Origin of the sequence: Marinifilum fragile (assembly GCF_963677365.1) — a bacterium.
In the GTDB taxonomy this organism is placed as follows: domain Bacteria; phylum Bacteroidota; class Bacteroidia; order Bacteroidales; family Marinifilaceae; genus Marinifilum; species Marinifilum fragile.
Map to the genome: position 1 here is coordinate 3,921,295 of NZ_OY781962.1, position 12,782 is coordinate 3,934,076.

The window sequence follows — 12,782 nt, forward strand, 5'->3', positions numbered from 1 at the left end:
TCAGACCAATTATATACCATCATATGAATCTGCGTCTAAATAATTCCTTGCAATGGCCTACTGACAATTCAAAATAAAATTCATTTTCACATAGGGTATTCTTACATTTAATCATCATAGTATTACACACTAAACACAAAATGATGAAGAGACTACCTATTATTCTGATCGTTCTAGGAGTATTCCTGGTATCTTGTCAGCAAAGTACCACAAAAAATGATACTACACCTAAAGCATCTGAAACTGAAAAGAAAGTTGAGTATCCGAAAGTAGTGGAATTTCCATCTTTGGATTCCTTGACCATTACAGCTCATTTGTATCAAATTGATGAAACATCTCCTTTCATTCTGCTTTGTCACCAGGCCAGATTCAACAAGTTCGAGTATTCGGGAATTGCTGAGAAGTTGAACGAAATGGGCTTTAATTGCATGGCAATTGATCAGCGTTCGGGTGGACCAATTGGAAAAACACAAAACGAGACCTATTTACGTGCCCTTACAAAGGGATTGGGTATTGATTATGTAGAAGCAGAGCCCGATATTCGTGCAGCAATTCAATACATTCATTCAAACTTTGCTGAAAAAATCATTCTTTGGGGATCGAGTTATTCATCTACTTTGGCTTTATATCTAGGAGTAGAATTAGATGAAGTTTCAGCAGTGATCTCTTTTAGTCCGGGAAACTATCTTGCAGATCAAAAAGGCTCATTAACTGATAAGCTGGAAGGGTTTGAAAAGCCAATGTTTTTAACCAGTTCAAAATCGGAAGCGAAATATGTGAAGGAATTACTGGAGAAACATCAACTTGGAGAAAAACAAGTGCAGTTCATTCCAGAAGGTCCAGGGCATCATGGTTCGCGTGCACTTTGGATCAATCAGCAAGGAGGAGAGGAGTACTGGATGGCAATCACAAAGTTCTTAAATGACTTAAAGAAATAGTTAGGATTAGTAAAGTCACACAGACTAGGGGAATGGCAATGTGTTGTTCCCTATTTTTTGAATTAAATTTTCGTGAAGCCAAGAACAAATTGTAACTTAAAGTATCATAATCGAAATACCATGAGATACTTATTAATTCTAACATTACTTCTGCTTTCATTTTCATGTAGCAATTCTGTTGATGAGAAAAGAATCATCGATTCGAGGAAATTCAATACGATTATCTCGCAGAAAGACAAAACACTGGTATACATCTGGACTACATGGTGCAGTGGCTGTCGCAAAAACCTGGAGCAAACATTACCCAAACTCATGCAAGATATCAATGGGGAAGAATACCAATTATTGTTGATTGCTGTTAGTAAAAACAGGGAAGAGGTGGACTCTTTGGTAAGCGCAAGTGGATTAAGCAACCATTCTTATTTTCTGGACTTTATCGGACCTGATAAAGGCAAGTTTCAATCCATTGGTATCAGACAGTTTCTCTCCTCCAATTTCCCGAATGAAAAGATCTACATAGGAGGCATTCCTGTATTTTTTCTTGTAAGTAGAGACCAAGAGGTTTTGATTAAGAATCTTCCACATTCTTATAATGAGGTGATGGAAATGTTGAATTGAGAAAAAAAAGACCCACCAGAAAACTGGCAGGTCTTGAAATAAAATGTCTTGATGGTCTATGCCTCTTCGTAGAAGAATTTATCAGCGAAAGCTGGTTTCAAATCATCTAACCAAAATGCTTTAGGATCATATTTTGCGAAGAAAGGACGTCCAACCCAATCAGAGTTTCTTCCCTGAATAAAGTTTAGAACGAAAACTTTTTCACCATTAATTTCGCTTACACCAGCAACCTGCACTTTTCCAGGATTAGCTGACATGCTTGGTCCGCGAACTGTACGACATACACCGCTAACTTGAGAGTAAGCCTTTCGGAAGATATTCCAAGCTTCTTCAAGAGTGACAGCAAAATACTCTTGAGCACCAGTTTCACGTGCAATAAACATATAGTAAGGAATCATTCCCCAGTCTACTTGCTTTCTCCACATACGAGCCCACATATCTGCATCAAAGTTCAAATGTTTCATTAATGGAGATTGAGTACGAATTACTGCACCCGTAGCACGAATATTTTTCACAGCTTGTTTCACAGCTTCAGTACTCATTTCGTTTATGTGGTTGAAATGAGCCATAATGGATAGATTCAAGCCATTGTCACTAATTTTTTTGAATACATTCAACAAATGCTGAGCATCATCATCGCTAGTGTAACGATATGGCCAGTAAGCTAATGTTTTGGTTCCAATACGAATGGTCTTCAAGTTTGGAATCTCAGCAGCAATTATGGCATCGATATATTGTTCGAATACTTTCGATTTCATAACCATTGGATCTCCACCGGTGAATAACAAGTCGGTAATTGATGGATTCTGACGCAAGTACTCAATAATTAAATCAACCTGTTTCATGGCAAATTTCAGCTCATCGATACCTGTGAACTGCGGCCAGCGGAAACAGAAAGTACAGTATGCATGACATGTTTGTCCTTGTGAAGGGAAAAACAACATGGTTTCAGCATATTTGTGTTGAATACCAACCAATTTTACACCGTTTAATTCAGGAACATTGTGAACTTGTCCTGCCGGGTTTGGGTTCAATTCCATTCGAATTTGGTTGGCAGCTTTGGTAATTTCAGGACGTGAAGCACCGCTTCTAATCAATTCAGCCATTCTGTCGTAATGCTTGGCTGAAAGCATATCTTTTTGAGGGAAAGTTAGGATAAAAATCGGATCATTTTCGAAATTGTCCCAATCGATCAACTCATTAACTACATAATTGTTTGCTTTAAAAGGAAGGACCTCTCCAACAACTTCAATATCAAAAATCTGCTCTTCGCTCAGTTTACTAATCTGAGGAATATTCTTAAAGGTCTTCAGTGTGTAAGCTCTATACTTCATAGGCTAATATCTGGTTTTGATGTTTAAACAAGTAACCGCGTGTGAATACGATTACTCCCCCTGGTTGTAATTACATGTTCAAAATCAAGCTATTAGGATATGGTAGCGCAGATGTATGTGTGTAACTCGTCAGAGTTAAAGGCTACAAATGAGATTCCCCAGATTCAAGTTAGGGAAAAATTGGGACATTTTCCACATAAACTGTTCAATGTCAGCTGTAAAGGAAGACTAATGTCCCAGCGTATCAAATAGCTGTGGCACAAATGTATAATATTTAAAAATTTTAAACAAGCTTGTATTACAGTTAAGTGTTTGTATTAGTGGTAGATTTAACTTTATACACTCTCTAATTTATATTGCAGGAATGAGCGATAAAGATTACTTTTGCTGAGGATCAGGAAGAAGGCATAATTGGGTTAAATACATAATTTAACAGCCTATACATGCATTCTAAATAAGTATTTTTTGGATATCAGGAATTGAATGAAAAGAAGTGATATAGAATTAATGGCGCCAGTAGGTTCATATGAATCTTTAATGGCGGCCATACAAGGGGGAGCTAACTCGATATATTTTGGCATTGAACAATTGAATATGCGCTCAAGATCAGCGAATAACTTTACCTTCGAAGATCTAAGGAAAATTGCCAATATCTGTAAAGAGAACAATGTAAAATCTTACCTTACCGTTAATACGGTATTGTTTGATCATGATATTAAGTTGATGTATAAAATTGTTGATGCTGCCAAAGAAAGTGGTGTAACTGCAATTATTGCATCAGATGTATCGGCAATTATGTATGCGCGATCGATTGATGTTGAGGTACATATATCTACTCAATGTAATATTACCAATATCGAAGCGGTGAAGTTTTATGCGCAATTTGCAGATGTTGTTGTATTGGCGCGTGAGTTGGATTTGAATCAGGTAAAAGTCATTTACGATCAGATTGTGGAGCAGGATATTCGTGGTCCAAAAGGTGAATTGATACAGATCGAAATGTTTGCTCATGGAGCTTTGTGTATGGCAGTTTCTGGTAAGTGTTACTTAAGTCTGCACGAGAAGAATTCATCAGCAAATCGTGGAGCATGCATGCAAACCTGCAGAAAAGCTTATACGGTTACCGAAAAAGAATCGGGTAATGAATTGGAAATTGACAATGAATACATCATGTCGCCAAAAGACTTGTGTACCATTGGATTTTTAAATAAAATGTTGGATGCAGGTGTTCGAGTTCTTAAATTCGAAGGTCGTGCTCGCTCACCGGAATATGTGAAAACTGTAGTTGGCTGTTACAACGAAGCAGTTGCTTCTTACCTTGATGGAACCTACAATAAGGAGAAAATTGAGAATTGGATGGAGCGTTTGTCTACAGTATTCAATCGTGGATTTTGGGATGGATATTACCTTGGACAAAAACTAGGTGAGTGGAGTAACGAATATGGAAACCGTGCTACCAAGCGTAAAGTGCTTATTGGTAAAGGAACAAACTATTTTGCCAAGATTAAGGTTGCTGAATTTTTGTTAGAATCCAACGAACTTGCAGTTGGGGATAACATCCTGATTACAGGACCTACAACTGGCGTGGTTGAAACTACTATAAAAGAAATTAGGGTAGACCTTAAACCAGTAGAAAAAGCAGTAAAGGGAGATAGTTTCTCGATTGCTTTGGATACTATGATTCGTCGTTCGGACAAATTGTACAAGGTTGTTGAGGTAACCAATGATTTGATTCAATAATAATTAATGTAAAGAGGTACGGCTGTACGTCTATAAAAATGGTTAAATATGAATAAATTTGTTCTAACATTTATTGCTTTGTTCGCTGTGTTATCTCTTAAGGCTAGTGATTTCAAAGGTTCATTATTAAAAAATGGGGATAAAGTGCCGGAGTTTACAGTCACTACACTCGATGGAAAAGAAATTTCGATAAAAGATTTGAAGGGAAAAGTGGTATTGATCAACTTTTTTGCAACTTGGTGCGGACCTTGCATGAAAGAATTGCCAGAAGTTCAAAAACAATTGTGGCCAAAATTTAAGAATGAAAATTTTGCAATGGTTTCAATTGGTCGCGAACATACAAAGGATGAATTAGAGAAATGGAATCAGAAGAAAGCTTTTACCTTCCCAATTGCACCAGATCCTAAGCGCGAAGTTTATTCAAAATTTGCTAGTCAATACATTCCTCGTAACTTTATTGTCGATAAAACAGGAAAGATCATTTGGCAAGGGGTTGGATTCGATCAAAAAGAGTTGGAACAAATGATCAAAACCATTCAGGAAAACTTATAATCCATGCAAGGAAATATCAGAAAAATGCGTACCAATCTAGGGGAGCCAGTGCAGTATCAATTGCCTATTGGTGATGATTTAACTGAAATGAACTCACTAATTGGTAAGAACATCAGTTTGAAATTTTTGGATCAGATCAATTGTATCCATTGTGGCAAGAAAACCAAAACATCCTTTTCGCAAGGATATTGTTATTCATGCTTTACCACATTACCTCAAACTGATCCCAGCATTGTACATCCTGAGTTAGATTTATCTTATTTGGGAATTTCGCGAGATATGGAATGGGCAAAAAAGAATTCTCTTACACCTCATTACGTTTATTTGGCTTATTCCGGCAATTTAAAAGTGGGCGTAACCAGAGAATCACAAGTGCCAACACGATGGATTGATCAGGGAGCTAGCAAGGCAATAAAGCTTGCTAAAACCCCAAACAGACATATTGCTGGCGTTATGGAGGTGGCTTTAAAGGAGTATTTTTCTGATAAGACCAACTGGCGCGAAATGTTAAAACAGGATGGTACAACCGATATTGACCTTTTGGAGGAGAAAAGGAAAGCTGAAAATAAACTTCATCCCGAATTGAAACAATACCTATGTGATGAGGATGAAATTTACAGCATTAACTATCCTGTAGATGAGTTGCCTAAAAAGATTACCAGCTTTGGTTTTGATAAAATGAAAGAATTCGAAGGAGTTCTGAAAGGAATAAAAGGTCAATACTTGATTTTCGAAGGTGGAAAAGTAATAAATATTCGAAAACATAACGGATATCTTATCGAATTGAAAGTAATTTGATAAAAAACGCAAGAAATTGTAGGTAAAAAGAGCAAATTTCTTAATACATTTGTATAAACTTGAAAAACTTAAAGAAACAAAACACTTATTGCTAAATTCATATCTGAAATGGAAAACATTAATTGGAAAGAATTTGGTTTTGGTTATACTAAAACTGATTACAATGTTCGTTGTCACTATCGTGATGGAAAATGGGGAGAATTAGAAGTATCTTCTTCTGATCAAATCAATGTTCACATTGCATCAACAGGTTTGCATTACGGACAACAAGCATTCGAAGGATTAAAAGCATTTAAAGGTCCTGATGGAAAAGTTAGAGTTTTCCGTATTGACGAAAATGGTAAACGTCTACAAAGCTCATCTCATGGTATTATGATGGCAGAAATGCCTTTAGATTTGTTCCGTGAGGCGGTAATCAAAGCTATTAAATTGAATGAAAGATGGATTCCTCCTTATGAATCAGGAGCTTCTCTATACATTCGTCCTGTATTATTTGGAAATGGTGCACAGGTTGGAGTTAAGGCTTCAGAAGAATATACTTTCGTAGTATTTGTTATGCCTGTTGGACCATATTTTAAAGAAGGATTCAAGCCAACTGACTATGTGATTTATCGTGAATACGATCGTGCTGCTCCTCAAGGAACAGGTATCTATAAAGTTGGTGGTAATTATGCAGCTTCGTTAAGAGGTGGTAGTAGAGCGCATGCTGAAGGATTTTCTGCAGTATTGTTCTTAGATGCTAAGGAAAAGAAATATATCGATGAATGTGGTCCAGCTAACTTCTTTGGAATTAAAGATAACACTTACGTAACTCCAAAATCAAATACTATTCTTCCATCCATTACAAACAAGAGTTTGTGTCAGATCGCTGAAGATCTAGGAATGAATGTAGAGCGTCGTCCTATTACTGTTGAAGAATTGTCAGATTTCTCAGAAGCTGGTGCTTGTGGTACTGCTGCTGTTATTTCTCCAATCCGTAAAATTGTTGATGCTGATAACAATATCGAATACAAGTATGGTGAAGAGGCAGGAGAGCGTAGCTTTAAGCTATACGAAACGCTTCGTGGCATTCAGTACGGAACTGTTGAAGACAAACACAATTGGAATACAATCATCGAGTTTTAATCGATAATTTCGTTCCTTTATAAATATAGAAAGAGCATCAGGAGTTTCCTGATGCTCTTTTTCGTTGTTGTAAGTAATTTCGTAATTAATTTGCTAAAAGCAATCCTTTTATTCGATCATCAAAAGCCGAAAGAGCAGCTTTTGAACCTTCTCCCATGGCTATCACTATTTGTTTGTAAGGAACGATAGAAACGTCTCCAGCAGCGTAAATACCAGCTTGGTTTGTCCTACAGTGTGAATCGATTTCAATTTCACCAATTTGGTTGGTTTTAACCTTATCGGCAAACACTTTGCTATTGGCATTTAAACCAATCTGAACAAAAACGCCATCGGTTGTTAAGACTTCTTCCTTTTCGGATATTCGATCTTTGTATTTTAAAGAGTGTACCTTATTGCCATCACCATCAATACTTAAAGTTTGTGCATTGGTGGTAATGCTAACATTCGATAATTCTTTGATTTTGTCTTGTAAAACCTGGTCGCCTTTTAATTCATCCATAAATTCAAGCACATGTACTTCTGAAGCGATAGATGATAGGTCAATTGCAGCTTCCAATCCAGAATTTCCTCCTCCAATTACAACTACTTTCTTACCCTTGTAAAATGGACCATCGCAGTGCGTACAAAACGCTACTCCCGAACCGATATAATCGCTTTCTCCAGGAACATTTAATTTTCTCCAGCTAGCGCCAGTTGCAATGATAAGTGCAGGAGCAGTGATTGTTTCATTCAATGAAGTGGTAATGGTTTTAATACCATCAACAAGCTCCATGTTTTCTATTACACGATTTTCCAAGATATCAATAGGATAATCATGAAGGTGTTTCATTAGGTTCCCTGATAATTCAGCTCCACTTGTTTTTGGAACAGAAATCATATTTTCAATGGATACCGTTTCAGTAACCTGGCCTCCTACTTTTTGGGCAACAATGGCTACAGAGAAACCTTTACGTGCTGAATATACTGCGGCAGAAACTCCAGCTGGGCCACCACCAGCAACAATAACATCATACTCTTTTTTTTGCTGCAAGGCAGGTGTAAATTTAGTTCCCAATTGGTCTTCTAATTTACTTAGCAATTCACCTAGTGAAGAACGACCAACGTGCAATTGTTTGCCATTTGCATAAACTGTTGGAACAGCTTGAATATTTAAGCGTTCTACTTCTTCCTGATTAATGGCTCCATCAATTATTTCATGTGAAATATTTGGATTCAGAAAGGCGAAAATGTTTAATGCTTGAACAACATCAGGACAATTGGTGCACGATAGAGAGATGAAGCTTTTGAATTCAACTTTTTCAGAAATGGCTTGAATTCTTTGTGTTAGCATTTCATCGGGCAAGTTTTTCCCAATTCCATCAAGGTTTAAAATTGCCAATAACAATGTTGTAAACTCATGTCCATTAGGAACAGCTTTAAAATGAACATTGGTTTCTGCTCCATTTTTTAGAATAGTAAATGCTAAACCAGTTGATTCTGATATCTCTAAATTTACTTTATCGCTGCATGATGCAACATCCTCTAAAAGCGAAATTAATTCTTGCTTGTTAGAATGAGATGATGCTACTTGTATTTGAAATGTATATTGGTTTTTAAGCGATGAAAATAAATCAATTACCTGATTTTTTATTGTTTGTTCCAGCATAGTTTTTTTGATTTTGAGAAAATCTGCCTCAAGGTAGTGTAACTTTAATCGGATTATTTTAAAACTACTTCAAGGCAGACCCGGGTAATTTTATACCATTTTAGATGTCATTTATACATTGGTATAATGCTGATAGATTGCTAACACTCAATTATGAGTGTAACGATATAAGTGAGTATTTAAGCAACTTATCGGTGTTATTCTTAAATTTTGCCTACTAAGTCGATGCTAGGCTGTAATGTTTCATTTCCTTCTTCCCATTTAGCCGGACAAACTTCTGATGGATTCTTTGCAACAAACTGTAAAGCTTTTAATCTTCTTAGCAATTCTTCTGCATTTCTACCTACGTTACCTGCAACTACTTCGTATGCAACAATTTCACCTTCTGGATTTACAATGAAAGTTCCACGTTCCGCCAAACCTATTTTTTCAATCATTACATCAAAACCACGAGATAAAACTCCTGTTGGATCTGCTAACATTGGATATTGAATCTTCTTGATGGTATCTGAAGTATCGTGCCAAGCTTTGTGTACGAAGTGTGTATCGGTTGATACAGAGTAAATTTCGCAATCTGCAGCTTTAAATTCAGGATAAAGATTTGCAAGATCTTCCAATTCAGTTGGACACACGAAGGTGAAGTCGGCAGGGTAGAAGAAAAAGACAGACCATTTTCCTAATAAATCTGATTTCTTAATTGTTTTAAAATCATTATTTGCAAATGCTTGCACTTCAAAATCTACTACTTGTTTTCCAATTTGTGACATACTTTGTTTTTTATGTGATTATTTTATTGTTTTGTTTTTATCTGCTGCAAATCTAATTTTCGATTTTATATAAATCAAATAGATAATAATTCTAAAACCATAGAAATAATCAATAAGAATAAACCAATTCCCTTATTCATAGGCGTTTGTATGATTGAAAGAAAGTTGGGGAAGGGTAAAAAAATAAACGAGTACAAACTGAATTGTACTCGTTTTCTCATTGTAAGGTGAGATTTAAGATTTATAATCTATTAAATGTTTGGTTCAATATGAACTCAAACGATGTTACTAAATTAATGAATTGCTTTTAAATTTCAACTCGATTGTTCATTAATGCTTTAATTGATTCTGCCAATCGTTCAACACCAATTCTGTTTTGTTCTTCATCCATGAACGAAAAATTAATTCTCATGGTGTTTTTGCCACTTCCATCGCAGTGGAATACCGAACCAAGAACAAAAGCTACATTTTTTTCGATTGCAATCTTAAAAAGCTCTTCTGCATCCATACCTTCAGGCAATTTTAAGAATAAAAATAATCCACCTTCTGGTTTAGTCCAACTTACACCTTCGGGCATAAAATCTTCAAAAGCTTTAAGCATTACATCTCTTTTTCGGTGATACATTTCGATAATCTTCTTCAAGTTTTTATCGAACAAACCTTCTTCAATATATTCTGCAACAATCTTTTGTGTGAAAGATGCTGTGCACAAGTCAGTTGATTGTTTGGCTTTTACAAATTTATCAATGATTGCCTCGTGGGCAACGACCCAACCAATTCTAAAGCCAGGGACAAAGATTTTTGAAAATGTTCCCAAACTCATTACTTGGCCTGTATTATCAAGTTCATACATCATTTTTTGTGCTTCTCCTTCGAACCTTAATTCTCTGTATGGACTATCCTCAATAATTAGAATATTGTATTTTCGTGCTAATTCTATGATTTCCAATCGACGAAATTCTGGCATCGTGATACCGGCAGGATTCTGGAAGTCGGGAATAACATAGATAAATTTAGGCATTTCACCTTTATCCTGCATTTTTTCTAGTGTTTCTTCCAATAAATCAGATCGCATACCGTACTCATCGAATTGAATTCCTATCGGAACTCCTCCATAGCTTGAAAACGCGCCTAAACCACCTAAATAGCTGGGTAATCCACAAATAAATTTATCGCCTCGATTTAAAAATATCTTACCAGCCAAATCCAAACCTTGTTGTGATGAAGTCAGGATTACAAGGTTATCTGTACTAATTTGCAGACCCTGATTTTGATAACGTTTGGTAAGGATCTCACGAAGTTTACTATCGCCTTCTGTTGCACCGTATTGAAGTGCTGAATTTCCTTCCTCATCAAGAATTTTACAGGATATCTTTTTAAGGTCATCAATTGGAAAAGATTTTGGATCAGGTAAACCACCTGCAAACGAAATGATATCATCTCGCTGGGTTAATTTTAACAGTTCTCTGATTACCGACCGCTTCATTCCTTTTGCACTGTCGGAAAGAATGCTTTCTAAGTTAGTTATCATTTTGATCTCCCTTTTGATTAGTTTATGTTATGATTTTTTGAAAATCAGGCATTTTGGTCACTAATAAATTTACGTTTTTATAGCGGTAAAACCATAGAATTATAAACAAATGGGATTTTAAAATGACAATTTATAATAAATATGCATTTAAAACTTTAAAACAATCAAATCAGCTCTCTTAGTTTCTCAAGTTGCTTGTTTTTGTTAACATTTCGCATATTTCTGGCTGTTTTTGTAAAATACTGATGATTTTCTATGAATCGGATTTGCAGTCTGTTCCATTCATCAATACTTTTAATTTTTCCATATTCTTTAAGTTCTCGGTACAGATTTCCCGAAACAGGAATAAAATCTGTTCTTCCGAGGTAATCCAAATCTGCATCACAAATGATCATTTCCAATAAGGATTCTGGTTGTGGTGGATGCTTGGTATGCATAATCAGATTTGAAACTTCATCAATTTGTTTTTCGCTGTATTTGTATTTTGGAAGGATGTGTCTTGCTAGTTTCACACCGAATTCCTCGTGGTCGTTGTAAGAAAGAATAAAGCCTGTATCATGGAAAAGGGCGGCAGTTTTGATAATAAGCATTTCTGCTTCTGTAATTCCCTCTTTTCGGCCAATAATCTCTACTTCTGTAATCACATCGATTGTATGTTTCAAGTTGTGATAATACAAGTTCTTAGGAAGTTCATTTTCCATTTTTGTGAGAATGGTTTCTTCCAGATCATCGTAACGAAGCATTTGAAAGCTGGTTAGGAAATACTCATTGGGAAGTAAGCCTTTCAAATCTGCCGACATATTTGGTAAAAATCCTTTTACGAAGTACATATCAATGTTTCCTTTGTATTTTACAGGCATTCTGCCGCGATATTCACAAATGAAAAAGTCTTTTACCAGCATGTATGTCATTCCTGATATATTAATTTCTCCAACAGCACCGGAAGACTCCATTCGACTGGCTGTATTTACCGTATCGCCCCAAATATCATAACTGATTTTTTTTGTACCAACTACACCAGCAATAACAGGTCCGGTATGAATTCCGATTCTCAATCCCCAAATGGCCTTTTTCCCATCTTTCGAATTGATCTTCATATTATTCATGTATTGTTGAATTTCCAATGCAGCTAGAATTACCTCAATAGGGTTGGTTCTGTTTTTATTTGGAATACCTCCGGCACACATGTAGGCATCGCCAACAGTTTTTATTTTTTCGATATTGTATTTTTCAACAACTGTATCAAAATGCATGAAAAATTTATCTAGTTCATCAATTAGATCTTCGGGATTCATTTGTTCTACAATTTTTGTAAAACCATGAATATCTGAAAAAAGTACGGTGACCATTCTAAATCTTCGGGAACTCACTTTTCCTTTGGATTGTAATTCTTCTGCAGTTTGTTTGGGAAGAAGGTTTGCCAGTAGTTTTTCTGCTTTTTCTTTCTTAAAAATTAACTCTTGATTCTTACTGTAAAATTCTCTTTCTATCTCACTTCTTTGTCTTCGAAGTTCAATTCTGAACCACAGAAAAAGAAACACTATAATTATTGAAAGAATTAAGCCAAATAGGATTATATTCTGTGAAAATAAACCAATTTCTACTTGACTCAATGTGTGCAACATCATATTAGATTTTACAAGAATTAAACAGAGAGTGTAATAAGTCATTCCAGAACGATTGTTAACCAAATATAAACGATGAGACTAAAAATAGGCAAGAATTTTTAATTAT

General features: G+C 35.7%; 11 protein-coding genes. 6 read left to right on the plus strand and 5 right to left on the minus strand.

The features are described 5' to 3' along the window. The first annotated feature begins 143 nt into the window (after positions 1 to 143). Both ACKPCA_RS15730 and ACKPCA_RS15735 read left to right on the plus strand, forming a co-directional pair. Positions 144 to 938: an alpha/beta hydrolase gene (locus tag ACKPCA_RS15730; RefSeq protein WP_321279955.1), complete on the plus strand. Its 795-nt coding sequence runs from the start codon at positions 144 to 146 to the stop codon at positions 936 to 938. Between the two features lie 120 nt (positions 939 to 1,058). After that, on the plus strand, positions 1,059 to 1,556 hold the full coding sequence (locus ACKPCA_RS15735) for a TlpA family protein disulfide reductase (RefSeq protein WP_321279956.1): 498 nt from the start codon (positions 1,059 to 1,061) through the stop codon (positions 1,554 to 1,556). A gap of 56 nt (positions 1,557 to 1,612) precedes the next feature. On the opposite strand, the gene ACKPCA_RS15740 is transcribed toward ACKPCA_RS15735, so the two are convergent. After that, complete coding sequence (locus ACKPCA_RS15740; protein WP_321279957.1) at positions 1,613 to 2,890, minus strand: KamA family radical SAM protein; 1,278 nt, start codon at positions 2,888 to 2,890, stop codon at positions 1,613 to 1,615. A 483-nt stretch (positions 2,891 to 3,373) separates the two neighbouring features. Between ACKPCA_RS15740 and ACKPCA_RS15745 the strand changes: the two genes are divergently transcribed. From ACKPCA_RS15745 to ACKPCA_RS15760, 4 genes are all read left to right on the plus strand, one after another. After that, positions 3,374 to 4,630 carry a peptidase U32 family protein gene (locus ACKPCA_RS15745; protein WP_321279958.1) on the plus strand — a complete coding sequence of 419 codons (1,257 nt, stop codon included), beginning with the start codon at positions 3,374 to 3,376 and terminating at the stop codon, positions 4,628 to 4,630. A gap of 48 nt (positions 4,631 to 4,678) precedes the next feature. Continuing rightward, entirely contained in the window at positions 4,679 to 5,182 is a 504-nt protein-coding gene (locus ACKPCA_RS15750) for a TlpA family protein disulfide reductase (RefSeq protein ID WP_321279959.1), read from the plus strand. 3 nt (positions 5,183 to 5,185) lie between these two features. Continuing rightward, positions 5,186 to 5,980 (plus strand): DUF2797 domain-containing protein, encoded by a 795-nt coding sequence (locus ACKPCA_RS15755; protein ID WP_321279960.1) that lies wholly within the window; start codon positions 5,186 to 5,188, stop codon positions 5,978 to 5,980. A gap of 108 nt (positions 5,981 to 6,088) precedes the next feature. After that, positions 6,089 to 7,105: a branched-chain amino acid aminotransferase gene (locus ACKPCA_RS15760; RefSeq protein ID WP_321279961.1), complete on the plus strand. Its 1,017-nt coding sequence runs from the start codon at positions 6,089 to 6,091 to the stop codon at positions 7,103 to 7,105. A gap of 85 nt (positions 7,106 to 7,190) precedes the next feature. Here the strand turns inward: ACKPCA_RS15760 and ahpF are convergent, their stop codons facing one another. The 4 genes from ahpF to ACKPCA_RS15780 all read right to left on the minus strand — a co-directional run bounded on the left by ahpF (position 7,191) and on the right by ACKPCA_RS15780 (position 12,673). Further along, a complete protein-coding gene (ahpF, locus tag ACKPCA_RS15765) occupies positions 7,191 to 8,750 on the minus strand; it encodes an alkyl hydroperoxide reductase subunit F (RefSeq protein WP_321279962.1) in 1,560 nt (519 codons plus the stop codon). 203 nt (positions 8,751 to 8,953) lie between these two features. Continuing rightward, on the minus strand, positions 8,954 to 9,517 hold the full coding sequence (gene ahpC, locus ACKPCA_RS15770) for an alkyl hydroperoxide reductase subunit C (RefSeq protein WP_321279963.1): 564 nt from the start codon (positions 9,515 to 9,517) through the stop codon (positions 8,954 to 8,956). Between the two features lie 307 nt (positions 9,518 to 9,824). Beyond that, positions 9,825 to 11,048 carry an aminotransferase-like domain-containing protein gene (locus tag ACKPCA_RS15775; protein ID WP_321279964.1) on the minus strand — a complete coding sequence of 408 codons (1,224 nt, stop codon included), beginning with the start codon at positions 11,046 to 11,048 and terminating at the stop codon, positions 9,825 to 9,827. Between the two features lie 164 nt (positions 11,049 to 11,212). Next, entirely contained in the window at positions 11,213 to 12,673 is a 1,461-nt protein-coding gene (locus ACKPCA_RS15780; RefSeq protein WP_321279965.1) for an adenylate/guanylate cyclase domain-containing protein, read from the minus strand. Positions 12,674 to 12,782: the final 109 nt, after the last annotated feature.